The following is a 21,588-nucleotide window of genomic DNA, read 5'->3' as shown; positions in this document are numbered from 1 at the left end:
TACCCCATAACGCTAATATAGATTGTGATTTCTGAAATATTCGTTAAGCTCCTTTTTTGAACCTACATTAAAGCTTCGGGAGATCAATATCTAGATGTGGATATGTACTTTCTTGTGAGTCCTTTTATGGCATTGAAGGCGATAGAGCCATCTGTGAGATTACCCACCTATCGAGAGATAGGTGTCAAAATAGGAGTACCGGTATTTTGGATGTAATTATAAAAATGTAATTATAGTCAGTGCTTAAGTCATTAAGTACTGGCTTTAACTTTTTTACTAAGAATTATTTGAATGATTTTAGTATTTTTTTATATTATTCAGTGATATACTAAGTAATATTATTATTAATTTTCGAGGATAATTATATGAGTTACATAGTATTTGATCTAGAATTTAACCAGAGCTATAACTCTCATAAAGAAGGCAGCAATGTAAACCCCCTATGCCCCTTTGAAATAATCCAGCTTGGTGCTATAAAGCTAGACAAAAACCTTAAAATAACCTCAGTTTTAGATAGACTGGTAAAGCCTGAAGTATATAGTGAGCTTAATCCCTTCATAAAAGATCTCACTAATATAAATCCAGAAGAATTATATAATGCAAATCCTTTTAAGGATGTTTTTGAAGAATTCATAAATTTTATTGAGGACTCTAAGAATATTTTATGTGTCTGGGGAATGACAGATATAAAAGAGCTGCTTAGAAATGTGCATTATCATAAACTAGACCTCTCTGTGATACCTAGGGATTATATAGATATCCAAAGGTATGCTTCGAGATATCTAAACTGTCCCAAAGGAACTAACATCGGTCTTCATAAAGCAGTGGAGTCCTATGGAATACTTACTAATTATGAATTTCATAATGCAATTAATGATGCCTATTATACTGCAGAGGTTTTTAACAGAATCTTTAATAAGAAGATTAAACCTAAAAAATATAATATAGAAGATTATATAGCTCCAAAGAGACAAAATAACTCTAAGCCAAAGATTGATAACGATAAACTTATCAGTCAGTTTGAAAAGATGTTTAATAGGGAAATGACGGAGGAAGAAAAATCAATAATTAAACTTGCTTATATGATGGGTAGAACAAATCAGTTTCAGGTGGATACCTCTGATAGCGAGAAAAATCAGGATAATGCTCGGGAGCAATCTTTAGAGCACTGAATACTGGTATATTTTATTAAGGTATAGCACTAGAGAGTCCTTCTAAAGCTTTCTACTGACTATACCTCTATTTGAAATACCGGTTAAACTTTTCTGAGGTATTTGTCTATAAACTTAAAGAGTGTTAATATTTTTGTTTCAGCTCCTTAATTACCTTTCTTCCCAAATCTGTTATTACAGTGCCGCTTCTTCCAGTATAAATCTTCACCATTAGAAGCTTTTCAAGATTGATTAAGATCGTTCTAATCTCCTGCTCACTTAAAAAAAAGCCCTTTTCTAGAGCTATTAAATATAGAGTTCTTCTCCCTAGTCTCCTTTTGTCAGTATAACTTTTTTCCAATTCTTCTAATACAAACAAATATCTCTGAATTTTATCTTCACCAATTTCCAAAAGTTTCTTCACTAGGCTTTCTTCTTCTGAATTTAAAGTGTCCTCGTAGAATTCTTCCTCCTCATCAAAGGGCAAGTCCTCTACGTCTACTTCTCTAAGGCCTAGATTAGCAAAATACTCTACATAATTTTTAAGTTCTCTTATATTCCCCTTCCAGCTGTGGGCAAGCAGTGCCTCCTTTGCAGCCTTTGTTAAATCAAAATTAGTGTTAAAGGTTTTTTCCATTTCATTAATTAAAGGTAATATATCTTCTTTTCTTGTCCTTAAAGAAGGTAATTTCAAAGGCAGTACCTTCAATCTGTAATATAAATCCTCTCTAAACTCACCCTTTTTAACCATGGTTTTCAGATCCCTATTAGTTGCAACAATTATTCTAATATTTACTTTAATTAGCCTATCCCCGCCAATTCTCATTACTTCTCTTTCCTGAAGAACTCTTAAAAGTCTCATCTGAAGATTTAGCGGCATTTCTCCAATTTCATCTAGAAACAAAGTTCCATTGTGGGCTAATTCAAAAAGCCCTGGCTTTCCACCTTTTCTAGCTCCTGTAAAAGCACCTTCCTCATATCCAAACAATTCACTTTCCAAAAGACTTTCTGGCAGGGCACCACAGTTTACTGCTACAAATTGATAATTTTTTCTTTTAGAGCCATTGTGTATAGCTTGGGCAAAGAGTTCCTTTCCTGTTCCACTTTCCCCTGTAAGCAGTATGGAGGAGTCTGATTTTGCCATTCTTTTCGCAATATCAATACATTTTTTTATTTCTTCGCTTTCCCCGGATATATCCTCAAAGCTGTATTTTGCTCTATGTCCCTTACCTATAAGCTGTTCTCTAAGCTTATGCTGTTTCTTCTCTATATCACTAAACTTTCTTACAATAGCAACTGCTCCATATAGTCTATTTGAATGAATTATGGGGTGAGTAGATACCACCACATCATAACCATTAATATTAATAAGCTTTTCCTTTATTGGCTCACGATTTTTAAGCACATATTCAAAAGGAAGATGTGGCAAGATATAAGCTGCTTGTCCTCCTACAATCTTAGTTCTTTTATAACCTATAATATTTTCTGCACCTTCATTAAAAATAGATATTATCCCCTTAGAATTAACTCCTATAATACCATCATCTAAAACTTGAAGGAGAATATCCAGCTCACTTTCAAAGCGATTTGTTTGCCTGATAATATTAGATAATCCAGAGTTTCTAGTTACACTTTCCTTATAGCTTTTTCTGATATCCTGTCTTTGGAGAACATGAATTAAATTAAGCTTAGCGCCTATATCCACTATAGTGTCCAAATCCAAAAGAGCATTACCAAGGTTTATTATATCAGTACCTGGTGCCAGGGTAGATGTCAACTCCCCTAATGAAATTACAGTTTTTTCTTTAGTATTTTCATGATTTTCAACAGAAGCAGGCGTAAGCTCTATATGTCTGCCTCCTAATCCATATATTATAGAAACCATTTGAACAGCTAATTCTAAGCTCTCATCTAATAGTATGCCTTCTGTTCCCTCCGGTATATTCATAATTGTATCTAAAGCCTCTTGAGATATGGTTCTGTTAATGACAATAACCTCGCTGCTTTTGTTTATATAGGGTTTAATATCTAAAAATATACTATAAGAAGGAAGTAGCACTAAGTCTGCCTCTATGCCTTTTCTAATTTCCTCACTTCCTATAAAATACTTGTCTACTAAAACTTTATCTGAAAATAAACTTACAATTTGCTTTTGGTAGGTGTCCATAACTGATGGACTGTAACTTATAATAGCTAGTTTTTTCTCCATTTATTCCACTCTTTTCTACAACTATATACTTATAGAAAAATTATAGCATAAATTATGATCATTTCTATAACTTGAAGCATATTATGAAATGAAACTATTTTTTAGTTTAAAGGTAAATCCCACAGTCCATAGCAATTTTAGGAAGGGAGCTAAATTGAATAAAAGTATATATGAAAGGTATATTAAGAATTTTGATGTTAATCTTTTAGATTGTAAACTTCTAGGCAGAGGTAATAATGGCATAGTCTATTTACTTCCTGATGAAAAGGTAATTAAAATTTGTTTTACCGTTGAGAGCTGCCAAAAAGAGTACTATATCCTAAACAGAGTAAATAATAATAGATACTTTCCTCGAGTTTACGGCATGTCAGGAAACTATATGATAAGAGACTATGTTGATGGTATAATACTAAAAGATTATATAAAAAAACATGGCCTAGATAAGAAACTTGCAGTAAAGATTATCAAGCTGTTAGAAGAGTTTAAAAAATTAGGATTCCTAAAGCAAGACATAAGGTGTAAGGACATTATAATTCAGCCAAATGGCTCTTTAATGGTAATTGATCCGAAAAAGTTTTACTCAAAAGAAAGAGATTTTCCTAGACATCTATCAAAGGGTCTTTATAAATTAGGGGTGCTTCCATTCTTTATGTCTGTAGTCAGAGAGGAAAACTCTCAATTTTATAAACAATGGAATAGAAAAGTAGATAAATATTTAGATGAATTGGGATATGAACATAGTTAAAACTAGACTTTACAGTGACAAATTTAATATAATATTGATATTATGACAAAGCTACAAAGGAGACTAAATTACCTATGAAGAAAATTTTTTTAGATACAGAGACCACTGGCATAGAGCCAGGGCAAATAATACAACTTACCTATTGTGTATGCGATACAAATGCTGGAGGAGTAGAAAAGGTAGCCTTTGCAAAGAATTTCTTTTTTACCGTAGATTATATTGAACCCTCAGCTCAAGCAGTCCATGGCTTTGATGTTAGGACTCTAAAGATTCTATCTGATGGAAAATCTTTTGAAGATGTGGCTAAGGAAGTTGCTAATGATTTAAAAGGTGGTATCTTTATAGCTCACAATGCTAACTTCGATAAAAAATTTATCCATACAGAATTTAATAGATTAGAGGCCATGGACTGGACTCCTTCAGAATTCTTTTGCACTATGGAATATTTTAAAGCTATAGTACAAGCAAAAACAAAAACAGGAAGGCTGAAGAATCCTAGGTTAGAGGAGACAATGGATTTTCTTGAAGTGGACAAGAACATAGTACTTAAAGGAGCAAAACGTCTTTTTGGCTGTGCTGACGTAAACTTTCACGATGCCAGATATGATGTAGCTGCTCTTGTATCCTGTTACTATAAGGCCAAGAAGCTTGGATATAGTCTATAAACAGAGCTTAATTTTTCAGCCAATATTAGAAAGTTTTTAGGCTGTCTTCATAAATTTTAGTTATACTAGCTAACCCTTGCTAATATTATATACATATAGTCAACATTTGGAGGTTCGCTTAAAGTGTGTTTTTTATTTTTAGTTTTGTGCCTTTACTCTGCAGTCTTTATTCATGAGTTAGGACACCTTTTGATAGGAGGACTATGTGAAATCACTGTTACAGAGCTGGCTATTGGAGTAGGTCCTTCTATATTATCCGTAAAAGGAAAGAATATGAATTTTATCTTAGGCTTACTGCCTCTTGGTGGACATACTTTTTTTAAGCCGAAACAACTTAGCTTTTTAAAGAAGTTTCTTCTTAATTTAAGTGGTGTTACTTTTAATTTTATAGCCTTTATCTTTTTATTCTATATATATGTAGATGGAAATTTAACAGAAGGATTAATTGCTTTACTTAGCTCTATCCAAAATGGAACTATGCTAAGTTATTTACAACAACTCTTTATAGGAAAGGATAACTTTAATTTAAAAGACTTTTCTATAATGCTTATAGCTTCAAACTTCATGTTTTTCATCAGCAACTTAATGCCGGTACCTCCTCTAGATGGCGGTGAAGTTGTTAAAGATATACTTGAAATTATATAAAAATGAGATGGGATTTAACCCCATCTCATTTTTATATAAAGCTGTCAGTGAACATATTCATTACTTCAATAGATAATTTTACTCCTTTAAACTATCCTTTGCAGCAGAGCCTGCATAAGCTACAACACCGATTATTCCAATAAGCCAGTGAAGTCCAAAAATTCCACCCCAAAGACCGTATAACTTTAACCTGTCAAAATACTTTTTAGCAAAGGAATTGAACAAGTCCTCTATTTCTCTAGGTTCCATATTGTTTATCTGTCTTTCTGCTATGCTTCTAAAATGAACATTATTTAAAATATCTGCTAAGTTATATTTTAAGGAATCTAAGGCAGAGTTCATTAATATATCAACAACAGCTTCTTTTGTGTCTATATCTATAATTTCTAAATTATTTGCTGTTATATCACTAACTATACTAATTAATATTTCTCTTACCTCTTTATTTAACTGTTCATCTTCCATAAGCCTAACCAAAGAAGTTTCTATTGAGTTATTAAATTCAACTAAATCCAATAACTGTCCAAGATTTTTCTTTCTTAACTTTTCCTCTGTAAAGCTATCTATGAAGCCTCCAAGATTTTTCTTAAGTCCATCACTATTATAAAGTAAACTGCCTATTCTCTTAGCTGTATCTTCAGCATAACTATCATCTATTCCTTTAGTAAACAGGTTAACCTTCTTAGATAGAATTAAATCTTCAAAAATTTTATAAAGGCAAGAACTGTACTCTTCGGCTAAAGCTGCTTTATTCCTATTAACACTATCTTTTAGTTCCTTTTGTATAAAGTTTCCTTCCTCTTTAAATACATAGGCCAAGTCTTCAATATTGCTAATGGATAGGGCCTTAAGACACTGCTGTACTTTAACCTTTGTTATCCAGTTAAATATACTATCTGCAACCATTATTAAGCTGCTGCTCAGCCCTAGAATCTTATCTTTATCATTGATAAATCTATCAATTACCGCTGTAAGTTCACTGTGCTGAAGACTTATTCCTAACTGGTCTACAGAGCTGTTGAAGATTTTATTATCTATAAATTCTACTAGTACCCTACCTAATTCACCTTTTTTAGCTTCAATATAAGCTGGCAGCTTATCATTCACCAAGTTATCTACTACATTAGAAATTATCTCGTCTCCTCCAAGCATATTGTATCCCATTATCTCAAAGAAATTTAAGTTTTCCTTTGTAGTACTTATAGCCACCTCTGCTATAACCTGCTGATTATTAGCTATCCCTTTTATTAAAGACCTTACTGTCTTATCTACTATATAGCTAAAGTTATCTTCTAGCAGTTTCACAACAAAACCATTAAGTACTTGCCCTATCTTTTTATCAGAAGCAAATTCCCTTGAAACAAGGCTTTCCAGCCACTTTACTGCCTTTTCTCTGCTATCCTCTGAAGTCATTTTATTTATTATAAAACGGTTTAAGGCCACTCTTAAATTAGTAAGCTCCTTTTCACTAAGAAGATTTCTTAAAGACTTATCTCCTATTTCTTCATACCTCTCTGAAAGAGAATTTATAAGCTGAGCTTTTTTATCTTCATCATCAATATAGGTGGATAACAGATTAATTATGTCCTCTGTTTTACCTTTTAACCCGCTCTCAATTATCTTCATTAACTCCTTTGGAATAACTTTTACTATTTTATCCTCTGACTTAAGTATTTCATTTAATTTAAATGCTATTGTTTCGTCAAAAGCCTTAATTCTTTCAAAGCTTTCCTTTTCCGCTGCAGCTTTTATCTTAGAAAAATCCACTTTTTCAAAGGTAAACTCTCCTACCGCACAGCTTAAGGAACTTGAAATCTTGCTCCTATTTTTGTTTATAAGCTTCTTACCATATTGATAGCCTTTGTCACCTATAAGCTGATGGTGATTATAAAGAAAATCTCCTATTATCTTATAATCATCCTTTGAAATTCCGTCTGCAAAAGCTGTTTTTATACCGGCTCTATTCTTATCAAATAACTCTTCAATGCTTTTCTTATTTAAAAGTTCCTCTTCTATAAAGTTACCCATAGACTTAGCAAACCTTGGCTTTCTGCTTACAATTACCCCTGGTGTAAAAGGTATTTTAATTCCTAAAAATCTCTTTTCATTATAAGGTTTAAAAAGCATTGCCAGTGCCTGCACATTAGTGAGCCATCCAACTATAGCATAAACTATTACACTTATAGTAACTGCAGTAATTTGATTGTATTGTAAAATAGCTCCATTAAAGAAATAAGTTCCAATACCGGCAATTGCCCCTAGCACTGCCCCTATTACTGTAATTGGCTTCATTTCTTTTCCCATGAATTCCTCTACCATCACCTGAAGCTCTTCATCCTTTAGGTTAGATAGATTTATAGCTACTGTCTTTTTTATATTTCCTTGAAGAATATTTTCTAGGTTATCCTTTAGTGAGGAATGAATAAAGGCTGACAGATTGCCATTTATATCCTTTATGCTATTTACACTTTCAGTAATCTCTCTAAATTTTAAGCCTTTGCTTTCCTCAAGAAGCTTATCTGTGCTTACCTCTATTCTTTTTGCAGCCTCCTCTAACAAAGAACTTTTCAGCTTTTCATCTAATCCACTGTGTAAGCTGTGAGAGCCAATGGCTTTGTTTAATTCCTTGTAGATTCCCTCTACTGTATTATCTTTATTACTATTTAATCCCTCTATCAACAGGGTTTTAATTTTTTCACTGCCTAAAGCCACTGTCTCTGTTGTTAGTAACTGCTGGAAAGTTGAAGTAGTTACCTTTTCTAGACTTCTAATTCCTTCTTCTGCTACCAACTTAGTAATATTTTCTGTATATATGTACTTATCCTTTATTGCAGAAACTAAAGGAGCCTTAACCTGTCTTTCAAAGATTCCTATTAAATCTATACTAAATATATCCTTTAGCTTTTTATTTAAAAGCTTAGAAAAATAATCTTCCGGTATATAATCTATATAATTAGTTAAATTATAAGTTATAAAGTTACTTAGTCCTTCCTCTGTAAGTACATTTTTCTTTTCTAAGTCTTCAATAATGGCAGATATATTCTCTTCTTTAATATATTTAGTAATTTTAACTGTTAAATCTCTAGCTATCCAGTCTTTATCTGTATTTTCCTCTAGATATTCCGTTAATTTAGCTACTATATCAAACTTTTCTCCAATATTATTTAAGAACTTTTCCTTAACTAAACCCATAACGTTCTTTTTTAAGCTGCCGTCCATAGAATCTATAGTATCATCTATAGCCGCCTCAATTAATCCCTCTATGTCCTTTTTGTTATCTTCTATCCATAATATTATTTCTTTTATTACATACTGAAGCTTGTCATTAAAAAAGCTTTCAATATTTTCTGCTAGACTGCCAGAAAACATTTGGAAAACTGGCTTATCTATGGACCTTAAAAGGTTTAATAATTCTTTGCTTATAGTGTTTGATAATGTCTTACCTTCCTGTGATAATAAAAAGTCCTTAATTCCCTCTCTTAATTTTATTCCTAATTGACTGCTATCTTTATCATTTGCAAAGTCTACTATTCTTTTTTCTAATATTTTTTCTTCCAATGCTTTTAATATTTTATCTATCTCTAGAGTATCTATAGTATTTTCTAAAAGCTTATGAATGTCATTGTCAAATTTATCTTTTAGTTCTAAATGTAATCCTTTAGTATTTTCTTTAAAATTCTCACCTATAGCATCAGTAAGCTTACTTTCAAAAATTTCGCCAAAGCTTAAAGATTTATTTTCCTCATAAAAATCCTCTATAGCTTCTTCTATAAACTCACTATTATTTAACTTATCTAAAAGTAAATTAAACAATTCTCCGCTTATGTGCTGAAGCTGTTTTTCACCAAATAAGTCTTTTAAATTAAGCTTTTGTGAAATAGTATTGAAAACCTCTGGAAGATGTTCAGTAACAGAAGCTTTTATGTACTCTCCTGTTTTATTTACTGTTGAAGAGAAGCCTTCAAGTTCTCCTAAGGATAGGTTATCTGTGTTGTTATAAATATGAATATTTAACAAGTCTTCAACTAATTTTTCTAAGCTAGTTTTAAAAGCTTCTTCCTCAAGTACACCGTTTAAAGTGTCGTAGTTAATAATTTCTCTTTCCACCAATGAACTTACATTTTCAATAAATTCATCTCTTGTCTTTACTACTACACCACCTACTTTAAGCTTTCCTATACCATATTCTCTAAAAATCATTTTTATTGCCAAAGCATTAGTTATATATCCTGTTATTGCCCCAGTTAAAATTTCTTTTATTAAATTAAACTGCATTAATTTTCCCTCCTGATGAAAGTATAAGCAAATGCTTATATCAAAGTCATTGTAGACAAAAAGCATATAACAGCCCTAAGTCTGGAATGTAATTCTAAACCTAGGGCCTATATCTTAATATACCATTTTATAGTTTTTTATACAACACACGATTTTTATCGTTATCTTTTACTACTTCTACGCCTTCATAAACACCATTTTCAACCTCTGCCTTAAACCTTTTACCATCACTAGTATGCTCCTCATCTGGAAAAGCTTCATCTACTATATCTTTATACACAAAGGGCTGTCCTACTGGAACTTTATCTAACTTATCTTTATCTACATGGCTTTTTAACAACATAATGGAAGTCCTCCTTCATAAATAATTTAGACTACATTTCTATTATGTCTAATCTAAAGATTATTATTTATAAAGCTATTCATTACCATTCATAACATCTTTTTTAAAATTGTGTTTAATAAGCAAAAATTGTTCAAGATCATTTAAAAATTGAAAAAGCATTGCCCTGTTTTCAAACTCTTCTCTTGTAGACGGAAGAGCCATTTTTCTAAACTCATCTCTTAAAAAATTTAATTGATTTAAAAGGCCCTCTGCAGTGTTTTCTTCATATATGGAATTCGCAACATTTTCTGTAAAATCAGCTATCATTATAGTTTGTTCATAGGTCATAAAGAATCTTTGAAAATGTTCTCTCATTCTTTTAATTGTTTCAAATTGCTGAATTCTCATTTCCATATACTGCACATAATAGCTTGTATCTAAAAGAAAAAAATTATTAAAATTATTATAGGCTCTGTTTCTTCCTTTATGCAGTCTTTTTTCAAGACTAGTAACCAGCTCATCTTCTTTTATAGAAAAATCATTATTTTTTAGAGTATCAGCCATGTGGATGAGAATTTCCTTCATCTTTTCCTCTATGTAATTTTGATCCTCTTTGATTTTTCCTTCTATACTAGGCATATAGAGATTAAGCAGTAATGCCACCCCAACTCCAATTAGCATTAAACTTAACTCGTTCCATATCCAAAATAGTTCAGTGGATTTTTGAACTAATAAATGAGTTATAAGCACGGAGCTTACAACAATTCCCTGATCTAAGTTAAACCTTACCGTTAAAGGAATAAAAATTAATAAAAAAACACCGAAAGCCAAGGGGTTATACCCCAGCAGCTTAAAAATAATTATTGAAAGGAAAAGTGCTAAGATAAAGGCTCCTATTCTCTGAACAGCAATTATAACTGATTGCTTCTTTGTACTTTGAATACTTAAAATAGTGATTATACCTGCTGATACGGAATATTCTAATCCCAGTTCTTTAGCTATAATCATTGCAACTGCTGCACCAATTCCTGTTTTTAATGTTCTATAGCCAATAAATTTCATAGAGATCCCCTTCTAGATTTCATTTTACTCAAGCTCAATTCCTTCGCCTCTGAGCCAGTCAATTACATATTCTTTAGCCTTTTGATCTTCATAAGCATACCATTTATCTAATTCCTCTGGATACTGACATATTACATTTTTAAAGTTTCTCATAGGGTTTCTTCCATTTAAAGCATCTAAGAGCTTCTCACCTAAGATTTCCGATTCCACTTCATACTCTGAGAACTGAACCATTGCATCGTAAAAAAAGGAATCATCAATATTAGGTATCATTATATAACGGTCTTCAGAATCTTCTTCAATAGCATAGGCATCCTTTAATAGTTCCTTTTGCCAGTCTGCTAAAGCTTCTTCATCAAGTTCTCCCTTAACTACCTTAGTCACTTCATAGGGAATGTTCATTATGTCTCCTGTTTCAGTGTCTAAATACTCAGAACCTAGGGTATCATCATCAAAGGAAAGGGACTGAAAAAGTAATTCTAAATCAATGTTTAATTTTTTCATATTCATTTGCTCCTTCATATATCTCCTGAATGTTGCAAGAGACTTTATATAGACATTACGTCTAAATTTTTAGCTTATAATAGCCCTAAGTCTAGGAATATATTCTAAACTTAGGGCTTATATATCATAATATACCACTTTATAGTTTTTTATACAATATAGGCAGTAACACTTATATGTTATCTTTCTGAAACTCTTTTTGAAGATATGAACAAATTTCATTTAAGGCCTTATCCCCTGCTGTTGAAATCTTATCCATTGCAATAAAGCCATGTACAGAGCCTTTATATTTACTAATAACAACCTCATTACCAGCTTCCTTTAATTTTTTACCATAGGCTTCTCCCTCATCTCGTAAAGGATCAATTTCAGCTATTATCATAAGGGTTTTAGGTAATCCCTTAAGATCTTTAGCTAATAAAGGAGATGCATAGGGATTTTTCCTATCTTCTTTCTTAGGTATATACAGTGATATATATTTCTCCATATCTTCCTTAGAAATATTAAATTTACTGGATAATTGAGACCAAGAGTTACTGTTTAATTGAGACAGGTTTGTAGATGGGTATATCAATACCTGACAAGTTATCTGAGGTCCATTTTTATCCCGTATCATTTGAGAAACTGCAGCTGTAATATTTCCACCGGAACTATCTCCTGCAATGGCTATATGCTTTGAATCTCCATTAATACTTTCAGCGTTTTTATGAGCCCACTGAACTACATTGTACACATCATCAACTCCAGCAGGAAAAGGGTTTTCCGGTGCAAGACGATAGCCTACTGATATTACTATTGCCTTTGTATTTTTTGAAAGCTTCCTGCAAATATTGTCACTGGTATCTGGATTTCCTGCAATCCAAAAGCCACCATGGGAATAAATAACTATAGGAAGCTTGCTGCCACCTTCAGGCCTATATATTCGTACAGGTATCTTTAAGGAAGATATCTCTATATTGGTATCTTTTATATTGGAAAAAGGTATAGGTTTTGCACTCCATAAAATAGAATCCTTATTTAAAATTTCTCGTATTTGATTCATTGGTTTTCCCTTAATTGAGTTAGGGTTGAAATATTTATTAGCCTTTAATACTGTTGCAACCTTGGTGTTAACCTTACCATAACTTGTTGCTGCTAGGTTTTTAATAAGTAGAAATCCTCCCATAATAAAAACCAGAACGATAACTGTAAATATCCAAATGCCTTTCTTGTTTTTCATTTAGGTAACCTCCAATATATTCTGAATGTAACTATCACAAATATAAATCTTATTATGTATTTTATACCAAGACCGCTTTACTATACTTAAATCTGCCTAATGACGATTTCTAAGTGTGACAAACATCTTAATAATTCACAAGTAAACCTGATGTTGACATCAAAAAATCACCATAGAAAGGTATTTTCTATGGTGATTTTTGTTTAATAACACTATATTATATAAATAATAAGAAGTTGCAGCAGTGCTATTTTTACAGCTCTTTTTTACATTTTATAATTGTAAATTTCAATGGAGGTTTATTTTCCTTATTCTTAGCTGGCTCATCAATTTCTTCAAATTCTATTAGTCCATAATTCCCAAATTCCTGTTTTACTGAATCAGAATCGTAAAAAAACATTTTTACGCCTTCCATTATCTCAAATCGGTCCTTACTCAGTTGTTTTCCCTTTCCATACATCGGCGCTTTTTTTGAAATAGCTGTAAAAATCATATGTCCATTAGGTTTTAGCTGATTATAACAATCCTTAATTAATTTTTCCCTTTCATCACTATTCAATAAATGGATGAGTGCAAAGCAAAATATTCCATCATAAAGCTTGTTATCAAAGGGCATATCAGTTACTGAACCATGATAGATTTTAGTATCAAGTCCCATTTGCTTTGCCAAATCAATGGCTGTTTTTGATATCTCAATACCTGTTACATTAATTCCGTTGTCTAAAAAAATCTTTGCATTTCTGCCGTAGCCAATACCTGGAATTAATATGTCCTTAGCCTTTTTCTCAAGGAAAAAGTCCTTTGCTAGGATTGCGGAGTCTGCAGGCTCAAGTCCCCACATCATTTGCTTTTCTATAAAACTTGATTCCCAGAATTCTGTCATATATATCTCTCCTTTATGTTTTATTTTAATAGTATCTCAGTAAGCATAATTATTAATTTATAACAAATCAAAACCCTATCCCTTTGCCAGAGAAAGTTACTAGTTACTTCCTATAGTCCTATAATTGATCATATATTACAGATTATAATATATACATTAAAGATATATAATATCCATAATTAAAATATAAAAAGCTGTATAATAGACTATATAGGTAAAAAATTATTCTTTACCTATTTCATCCGTTGTTGTCTTTTGAACTACTTCATAAATCTTCTTGTTTTGAAGATATGTCTCCATAACATTTTCTGCTTCTGCCATTACTTTGAGAATGCGGCAATTACCATCTTCCTCATGGAGTTCACAATTAAATAATGCTCCAGTCCCCTCAATTGCTTTGATTACATCCATAAATGAAATGTCCTCTTTCTTTTTACGCAAAACATAACCGCCATTTACACCTGGAGTTGATTGAACCAAGCCGGCCTTTACTAACTGCGTTAAAATCTTTGAAAGATAGGTAGCTGATATATTGAAGTGGCTTGCTAGCATTTGTAAACCTAAATTATCAGTCTTATCATGTGCAGTCATATATGCAACGGTATGTAGTGCATAGTTTGTAGCTTTCGAATATTTCAAAGTAACCCTCCTTTAAAAGATATTACAGACTCATTTTATCTATAATTATATAGATGTTAATTACTTTTGTCAATTCTTTAAAAAGAAAGATATAATTTCTTTAGCCTTAGTATACTATTCAAGTAAAAATTATTTCCTGCTAACAATTTTAATTAATATGTAAAATAGTTCTTGTTTACAGCTATACTTAAAGGCTATAGAATTAATTATAGATTGATTCTATTCTAAATTGGGGGTAAATCTTAATGTTTAATAAAAATGCAATGGTCAAGTATGTTATTGGTTTTGCAGTAGGTATTTCTTTCATTAAGGCACCTGTTGTTCATGCTCAAGGAAACCTGGACAGGTTATATGGTCAGGATAGATACGGAACCTCAGTCAGTATAGCAAACTACTATTCAAGCGGACAGTTGGACAATGTGGTTATAGCTAGTGGTAACGGTTTCGCTGATGCACTTGCAGGTAGTGGACTCTCTAAATCACTAAATGCACCTATGCTTTTAGTTGATAAATCTATAAATTCAAGTCTAGCGCCTCTAGATTATATAAAAAACCATTTAAAAAAGGATGGAAATATATATATATTAGGAGGAACTTCATCTGTTAGTGATGAGTTTATAGAGTACCTAAAAAAACAAGGATTTACTAATATTTTTAGAATGGGCGGCCAAGATAGATACGATACAAATAAGATTATAATTAATAGTATGAATATCTCAAAGGGAACCCCTATGGTTGTTGTAAATGGAGAAAACTTTGCTGATGCATTGAGTATATCTAGTATTGCTGCTAATAAAGGTTACCCTATTTTACTTACTGAGTCTAAAAAACTGCCTAAGTCAGCTGAAGATAAGATCTCTGAACTTAAACCTTCAAAAGTATATGTTATTGGTGGAAAGGGAGTAGTAAGTGATGAGGTAATGTCTAGAATAAAAACCGCAGCTAGCTTAGATGACACAAACCTTATTAGGATTTATGGTGATGATAGGTATAAAACTTCTATGAGCATATGTAAATACTTCGATGAAGACCCTAGCAATGTGGTCTTCGCAAACGGAGAATTATTTCCAGATGCTTTATCAGGAAGTGCACTAGCTGCTAAATTAAATGCTCCTATAATACTGACAAATGGGACAAATATTGAAGAAGGAAAAAAATACCTTAACAGTAATAAGATAAAAAAAGGAATAATTTTAGGAGGAGTAGGTGTTGTATCTAAGGATGTAGAAGAAGACTTAGATTACAACTTAGATGTAAATAACTCTAATTTAAGTTATTCTAATAGTGATAGTGAATTTGTAAGTAGTGAATATGGAACTTCCAGTGGAGACTGGCTTTATGTTGGACAGTATGATCTTCCAATGGAGACAGGCTTAAGAGGAATCTATAAAATTAAAAAGGATGGATCAGAAAAAATAAAACTCTGCGATGATACTACTTCAAGCCTCAATATAGTAGGTGATTGGATATACTATATTAAAAAAGCTGATTCACCATCTGCCGACAATACAGATTTAGGACTATATAAGATAAAAACAGACGGTACTAATAGAACAAAATTAAAAGAAAATGTCTCTGGAGATATACGTGTTGCTCAGGATTATATATACTTTTCAGATGTAGACTCGGAAGCTAAATTGCCATCTATTACTGGCATCTATAGAATAAAGACAGATGGAACAGAGTTAACGAAATTAATAAGTGGTAGTGCCTTCGATTTTACCATTGATGGAAACTATATATATTATAGTATTCCAGGAAAAACCTGGAGTTTAAACAGGTCAAATTTAGATGGTAGTAATGTATTAACTTTATCCAAGTTTTTATTACCGAAAGAAAAGGAAAGCAATAGCTATGATTGTGCTATTGATCTGAGTGTAACGGACGGATGGGTTTACTATAAAGTTTTATTTGATAGTAACCTGTATAGAATAAGATTTAATGGAAAAGATAAGGAAAAAGTAGGAGTTGCTGAACATTACTTTATAAAAGATGGATATATATATTTTACAAAAAATATTAGTGGGCTTTTTAGAATGGATACTGATGGCTCTAATGAAATAAAAATAGATAATTCTATAGATATATATAAGTTAAGAATCCACAATAATCAATATTATATAGGAGACAGCAATATTCCTGTAGGAAACCAAGAATAACAGAAAATGCTCTTTACTTTGATAACATAATTGTCAAAGTAAAGAGCATTCTTATACTTCCAGTGCTTTTTTAGCCATCTGAATATATTCCTCAATACCAGATACCATTGCAAACTCAGCAATTGAAACCGGATATGCAGCTACCAGTTCAATAATATGCTCTTCCATCTTAGGCCAGTAATATCCACCAGCTTCTTTATAAGCAAGAATCAAAGCTTTTAGTCCTTCTTCTCCAAAGGCCTTATAGTTGAAAATAAAATCATTTGAAATATCTGCAACCTTAGCTTCAGTCCAGTCGATTAATCCAGTCACATTACCCCCTTTATCAATCATAGTATGTCCGGCATGTACATCTCCATGAATTAGTCCAGTTTTCTTAGGCCACATTTCTTCATCATTAATCCATGCCTGCCATCTGTTCCATAGCTTGTCACCTACACCAAACTTTGCTTTTACGTTATCCATACGCTGCTTCATTAAAATTCTTGCTTCTTCTGGTGTTTGCACTACTAGGCCAAGTTCCGCAGCTTTATCACTAGGTATGCTATGAATCTCTGCTAACACTCTGCCAAGAGACTTGTGAAATGATTCTGGAACATTGTTAATATCTATCTCCCAAACATAGTTACCTATATTATGATCTATAGTTCCTGCTGGCACACCATCCAACTTCTTATATGCTATTAGCTCATCTGTGTAAACGATCCAGTTTGGTGCCTGAAAAGATTTCCCATACTGATTAATCAAATCTAATGCTTGTTTTTCTACCTTTGTTCTGGGCATAACATCTTGCCGCCTAGGTAATCTAAGAACCCAATCAGTTCCACTTTCATCTTGTGCAAATACAACTTGAAAATCAAGTCCAGATTCATTAGACTGCATTGTTTCTTCCTTTAAAATAAGACTATGTTTTTTAGCTGTTTCCATAACTTGTTTCATATCTTTACTCATTCAAATCACTCCTACCTAAAACTTTCAAACTTTAGTTATAAATTTGCTATATGCTTTGATATAGCATTAATAATTTCGTCCCAATCATTATGGTGAAGCTCATGCCCAGCACCATCTAAGGTAACCAATACAGAATTTGGTATAATTTCAGAAAGATGAACTCCATGCTCGTAGGGAATAATAGGGTCTTCTGTTCCGTGAATTACCAGTGTAGGAGCATTTATTTCATCAGTTCTTGACAAATACGAACCCCATCCCCTTATAAATCCGTGATTCTCCCTACTCTGCAAATTGCTAGCTCTATCAAACTCTTCTTCATTCAGTCTTCTTATTCTCTTTTCATCAAATATATGTTTAGATCCTATAAGAACTTTGCTTTTTTTCATAAAGTACTCTATCACTTCATCTTTATTTTGCCAATTTTTGATTTTAAGTTCACCTAAAGCTTCTGTTACTTTACTATCCTTTCTAGGTAGACTAGAATCGAAATTTGATGTCATAATTAATGAAATAGTAAGAACCCTGCTTGGGTGTTTAAGAGCTATTATCTGCGTAATGATTCCACCCATAGACATACCAACTATGTGAGCCTTATCAACCTTATACGCATCTAGTACCTGAATTGCATCATCAGCCAAATCCTCAAAGGTATACTCTGGATGACCATACTCATAGGTAATTGATTTACCTACATCTCTGTTATCATATCGTATAATGTGAAGCCCCTGATTGCTTAGCCTCTTACAAAAGTCTTCTTCCCACCAGATCATTGATGCAGTAGCTCCCATAATTAACAAAATAGTTGGATTATTAATATTCCCAAAACTCTCAGTACAGATATGAACATCCTTAAAGCGAATTATTTTTTCTGCCATAACTTATCACCACTTTTCTACTTTCATTTGATAATATCATTACTTAGACTCAATTAAGGCCGAGCAATTTGATTAGCAACAGCTTCGAATAATAACTCTCTAACTCTCTCATAATTATATTGCTGTAAATCTCCCTTTTGAGAACCTATTAATAAAGCTGATCTTAAAACTCCAGCTATAACGCCTGGGTCTTCATCGATAATCTCCTTAGATTCTTGACGTGACTTTATAAACTCCATAAGAGGGACAATGCTTCTTAGATTCTCTGAACCAACATACTCTGGATTTAGCTTTCTAGATACAAGTTTGTACTCCTCAAGGTCATAAACCAGCCTTTGGGTTAAAATCTTAGATTCTAGTTCCAAAGTCATCGTATTTAAGTACGCCTTTATAGCTGAACGTATATCCTCAGCAGCCATAACCTTTGGCCAAATCTCCTTTTCAATTTGCTCTCCCTCATGTGCTAACAATTCCATATATAACATTTCTTTTGACTGGAAAAATAGATAAAAAGAACTCTTTGCAATGCCAACTGAGGAAGTAATATCCTCAAAAGAGGTACTCTTAAAACCTTTATCTATAAAGAAACGATAGGCAACTTCAAGCAATTCTTCTCGAATTTTTTCTTTTTCTAACTCTGTAAATTTAGCCATAGCATAAAGTACCTCCATATATCATAAATACAAAAACAAATTGTTTATTTGTTTTCATGATATCATAGAGGTAAATAAAAATCAAGTAGATGAGGTTTGAGATAGCATCCGCTGTTTTCCTTTATTTATCAATTGAAGGTTTGTTTCATGGTCGAACAGGTATCTTTTTATTAAATATCTCATCTAGCAACATTAATTCTTCTTTTGCGCTTACAGCATGGTTTCCCAGCAAAACATCAATGGTAAAATCATTGCTCAGCATATTCCGGTACATAGCAATAATATCCTTTTCTGGCATTTCTCCTATTGACTTGGTTTCTGGCGGGATTACCGGAATTCCTGCTTGCTCTACTTGGTGTATATTTTCTTTCAATTCTTTGGCAATCTTAGTTAAAGTGCTTTCACTTTTTGCGGTCTCTATATCCATCATGCCAGTATTGGTATAAAAATGTTTTATAACTATAGCGGTTGCGGTATGGGAAATATGGAATGCTTTAATATTTTCTTGTATTTCATAATGCAAATTTGATGCTCTAAATATTTGAGCAAGCTCTTTCACTCTTTCGGTAATCTGTCCATTTATCTCGCCAAAAATTGTTCCTTGATGCTTTTCGGAACCGAATTGGGCGTATAGAATACCATCTTTCATGTCTCCACCTGCGCCTGGAAATCCAGGAAGCAACCTATCTCCTACGATTTCAAGCCAACTATCATATCCCATGGTGTTGGTTAAGGTGATGATAGTTTTACTGTTATTACTCTTAATTGCAGTCAGCGCTGATTCCGCTTGGTCATAGCGCACTGGAACAAAGATAAAATCATAAATATCGTTGTCTTCCAATTTTTCTATTGTCTTGATAGATATGTGCTTTATGGTTCCGTTATCATTATATCGTAGTCTATTCTTTTTAAGTTCTTCCAATCTCTTTCCTCGAGCCAATAATGTTACATCCAGTCCAGACTGTGCAAATCTGAGTGCATATATACTACCAACTACACCGGCACCAAATATTAAAATTCTTTTTTGTTTTATGTTCACTACTATCCTTCCCTTCATAAAATTAGTTACATGTTGTTTAAGCAACATCTGTATGATAGTATAATAGTACGATATCCTTATGAATACAACCAGCAGATAAAATGAAAAGTTGCTTAAACAACAGATTTTGATATTTGATGTTTTGGAAAGGAAGATATGTATGGTAAATCAAGAAGACCCAAGAGTCTTACGCACACGACAATTAATAAGGGAAGCCTTTAGCATTTTATTACAGAAAAAAGAATTTGATGCAATTACCATAAAAGATATTGCGCAGAGAGCTTCCATTAACCGTGCTACCTTTTATGCACACTATGAAGATAAATATGCTTTGTTAGAAGAAATTACAAAACAGGCTTTTTATAAAATGATTCCTGAAGAACTTATGTATTCTCAGGAATTTACGGATGAAATATGTAACAAGTTAATCTTATTGACACACAATTACATAGTAACTTTTTATAAGATATGTAGATGGAATTCCAAATCTATTGCTACGCTTGTTGACGAAAAGATAAAAAGGATGCTACAACAAATGATAGAAGGCATATTTTTGAAAGGGAATACTTTCTGTATAAAAGACAACCTAAATATAAAAATCATTTCAGCCATGACATGCTCAGCCATCTACAGTGCTACTTATTCTTGGTTTATGTCTGGTGAAAATGATCGAATGGATTTACTTGTAGATATTGTCCGCCCCTATGTAATGAAGGGTCTAGATTTATACCGCAATTGTGATGTATAACTACCTTATTTCCTTATCAATTTGGATTTATGCCAATATATTAGGCATAAATCTACCCATAGTATCTTAAAGTGGTTTTACATAAATATTTTTAGACAATTGCCTAAGCTTATCTAGGTCTAATATGTGTATTTTTTTATCATCACATTTTATAATTGATTCTGCTTCCATTTCTTTAAGTGTTCTGTTTAAATGTCTATATGTTGTACCTAAGAATTGTGCAATATCTAGATATGATGAATTTAAAATCATGTAGTTCTCATCCGTTAAATGTTCAACTAAATAACTAGATAATCTATTAATAAGCGGGTATACAAAATTATATGAGCTATTATTAATAGTTCCATAAAGCTTTTCACTCAAAGAATCCACCAAGTGATGCAAAAACTTTATATTATTAAAATATTTTTCTCTGAGTATTGCAGAAGGGATTGCTAGTAAATAACTATCTTCTACTGCATCAACATTGCAAAGTACAGGAATGCCTTTAAAAAGTTCTATATCCCCTACAGTATTAAAATCTTTATAAAATTTTAAAAGCATCGATTTCCCATTTTCAAAAGGATAATAAATCTTGATTTTACCCTCCACAAGTAAATAATAATACTCAAGAGTTTCTCCTGATTCTAATATATACTCTTCTTTTTCATAGAAATGAAGTTGTGCATATTTTAATACTTCATCATCAAATATCTTTTCTATATTGTGTTTTTTAATATACTTATTTAAAAGCTTGTTATCCGAGATTTTTCTCATAAATCCTCCTAACCTGACCAATGTCATGTCCTAATGGTTATAAATATATTATTTTATTTATAACGACTTGTAAAGAGGTGAATCA

19 protein-coding genes and 1 other RNA gene are annotated in these 21,588 nt (G+C 32.2%); 7 read left to right on the top strand and 13 right to left on the bottom strand.

Annotation, left to right across the window (positions count from 1 at the left end):
* Positions 1–25: 25 nt before the first annotated feature.
* Together ssrS and N4T77_RS00885 are read left to right on the top strand one after the other, a co-directional pair.
* A non-coding RNA gene (gene ssrS, locus N4T77_RS00890) (6S RNA) lies at positions 26–217 on the top strand.
* A gap of 148 nt (positions 218–365) precedes the next feature.
* The gene (locus tag N4T77_RS00885; protein ID WP_261669825.1) at positions 366–1,172 is read left to right on the top strand and encodes a 3'-5' exonuclease; all 807 of its coding nucleotides are present in this window, start codon (positions 366–368) and stop codon (positions 1,170–1,172) included.
* A gap of 124 nt (positions 1,173–1,296) precedes the next feature.
* Here the strand turns inward: N4T77_RS00885 and N4T77_RS00880 are convergent, their stop codons facing one another.
* Positions 1,297–3,360 (bottom strand): sigma-54-dependent Fis family transcriptional regulator, encoded by a 2,064-nt coding sequence (locus N4T77_RS00880; RefSeq protein ID WP_261669824.1) that lies wholly within the window; start codon positions 3,358–3,360, stop codon positions 1,297–1,299.
* 154 nt (positions 3,361–3,514) lie between these two features.
* Between N4T77_RS00880 and N4T77_RS00875 the strand changes: the two genes are divergently transcribed.
* The 3 genes from N4T77_RS00875 to N4T77_RS00865 all read left to right on the top strand — a co-directional run bounded on the left by N4T77_RS00875 (position 3,515) and on the right by N4T77_RS00865 (position 5,415).
* Positions 3,515–4,105, top strand: coding sequence for a protein kinase (locus tag N4T77_RS00875; protein WP_261669823.1), 591 nt, complete (start codon positions 3,515–3,517; stop codon positions 4,103–4,105).
* 74 nt (positions 4,106–4,179) lie between these two features.
* Positions 4,180–4,770, top strand: coding sequence for a 3'-5' exonuclease (locus N4T77_RS00870; RefSeq protein WP_261669822.1), 591 nt, complete (start codon positions 4,180–4,182; stop codon positions 4,768–4,770).
* Positions 4,771–4,893: 123 nt separating this feature from the next.
* Positions 4,894–5,415 (top strand): site-2 protease family protein, encoded by a 522-nt coding sequence (locus N4T77_RS00865; protein ID WP_261669821.1) that lies wholly within the window; start codon positions 4,894–4,896, stop codon positions 5,413–5,415.
* A 78-nt stretch (positions 5,416–5,493) separates the two neighbouring features.
* On the opposite strand, the gene N4T77_RS00860 is transcribed toward N4T77_RS00865, so the two are convergent.
* From N4T77_RS00860 to N4T77_RS00830, 7 genes are all read right to left on the bottom strand, one after another.
* Positions 5,494–9,690, bottom strand: coding sequence for a DUF445 family protein (locus N4T77_RS00860; protein ID WP_261669820.1), 4,197 nt, complete (start codon positions 9,688–9,690; stop codon positions 5,494–5,496).
* Positions 9,691–9,817: 127 nt separating this feature from the next.
* Complete coding sequence (locus tag N4T77_RS00855) at positions 9,818–10,033, bottom strand: hypothetical protein (RefSeq protein WP_261669819.1); 216 nt, start codon at positions 10,031–10,033, stop codon at positions 9,818–9,820.
* A gap of 75 nt (positions 10,034–10,108) precedes the next feature.
* Positions 10,109–11,077 (bottom strand): aromatic acid exporter family protein, encoded by a 969-nt coding sequence (locus tag N4T77_RS00850; protein WP_261669818.1) that lies wholly within the window; start codon positions 11,075–11,077, stop codon positions 10,109–10,111.
* Positions 11,078–11,101: 24 nt separating this feature from the next.
* Complete coding sequence (locus tag N4T77_RS00845; protein WP_261669817.1) at positions 11,102–11,581, bottom strand: UPF0158 family protein; 480 nt, start codon at positions 11,579–11,581, stop codon at positions 11,102–11,104.
* Between the two features lie 172 nt (positions 11,582–11,753).
* Positions 11,754–12,800, bottom strand: coding sequence for an alpha/beta hydrolase (locus tag N4T77_RS00840; RefSeq protein WP_261669816.1), 1,047 nt, complete (start codon positions 12,798–12,800; stop codon positions 11,754–11,756).
* Positions 12,801–13,053: 253 nt separating this feature from the next.
* Positions 13,054–13,683, bottom strand: coding sequence for a bifunctional 2-polyprenyl-6-hydroxyphenol methylase/3-demethylubiquinol 3-O-methyltransferase UbiG (locus N4T77_RS00835; protein WP_261669815.1), 630 nt, complete (start codon positions 13,681–13,683; stop codon positions 13,054–13,056).
* A gap of 222 nt (positions 13,684–13,905) precedes the next feature.
* Entirely contained in the window at positions 13,906–14,322 is a 417-nt protein-coding gene (locus N4T77_RS00830; protein WP_261669814.1) for an Rrf2 family transcriptional regulator, read from the bottom strand.
* Between the two features lie 245 nt (positions 14,323–14,567).
* On the opposite strand from N4T77_RS00830, the gene N4T77_RS00825 reads away from it, so the two are divergent.
* Positions 14,568–16,481 carry a cell wall-binding repeat-containing protein gene (locus N4T77_RS00825; protein ID WP_261669813.1) on the top strand — a complete coding sequence of 638 codons (1,914 nt, stop codon included), beginning with the start codon at positions 14,568–14,570 and terminating at the stop codon, positions 16,479–16,481.
* Positions 16,482–16,532: 51 nt separating this feature from the next.
* On the opposite strand, the gene N4T77_RS00820 is transcribed toward N4T77_RS00825, so the two are convergent.
* From N4T77_RS00820 to N4T77_RS00805, 4 genes are all read right to left on the bottom strand, one after another.
* Positions 16,533–17,432, bottom strand: a complete 900-nt coding sequence (locus N4T77_RS00820) for an Mph(B) family macrolide 2'-phosphotransferase (protein WP_261669812.1) — start codon at positions 17,430–17,432, stop codon at positions 16,533–16,535.
* Between the two features lie 35 nt (positions 17,433–17,467).
* Positions 17,468–18,307 (bottom strand): alpha/beta fold hydrolase, encoded by an 840-nt coding sequence (locus tag N4T77_RS00815; protein WP_261669811.1) that lies wholly within the window; start codon positions 18,305–18,307, stop codon positions 17,468–17,470.
* 53 nt (positions 18,308–18,360) lie between these two features.
* On the bottom strand, positions 18,361–18,960 hold the full coding sequence (locus tag N4T77_RS00810) for a TetR/AcrR family transcriptional regulator (RefSeq protein WP_261669810.1): 600 nt from the start codon (positions 18,958–18,960) through the stop codon (positions 18,361–18,363).
* Between the two features lie 145 nt (positions 18,961–19,105).
* On the bottom strand, positions 19,106–19,999 hold the full coding sequence (locus tag N4T77_RS00805; RefSeq protein WP_261669809.1) for a ketopantoate reductase family protein: 894 nt from the start codon (positions 19,997–19,999) through the stop codon (positions 19,106–19,108).
* Positions 20,000–20,159: 160 nt separating this feature from the next.
* On the opposite strand from N4T77_RS00805, the gene N4T77_RS00800 reads away from it, so the two are divergent.
* A complete protein-coding gene (locus N4T77_RS00800) occupies positions 20,160–20,747 on the top strand; it encodes a TetR/AcrR family transcriptional regulator (protein WP_261669808.1) in 588 nt (195 codons plus the stop codon).
* A gap of 66 nt (positions 20,748–20,813) precedes the next feature.
* Here the strand turns inward: N4T77_RS00800 and N4T77_RS00795 are convergent, their stop codons facing one another.
* Positions 20,814–21,503 (bottom strand): Crp/Fnr family transcriptional regulator, encoded by a 690-nt coding sequence (locus N4T77_RS00795; RefSeq protein ID WP_261669807.1) that lies wholly within the window; start codon positions 21,501–21,503, stop codon positions 20,814–20,816.
* Between the last annotated feature and the right edge of the window lie 85 nt (positions 21,504–21,588).

The organism is Clostridium sp. CX1 (genome assembly GCF_025398335.1).
In the GTDB taxonomy this organism is placed as follows: Bacteria; Bacillota; Clostridia; order Clostridiales; family Clostridiaceae; genus Clostridium_AM; species Clostridium_AM tanneri.
Note: the sequence above shows the minus strand (reverse complement) of the source record. Positions and strands in the feature narration are given on the sequence as shown.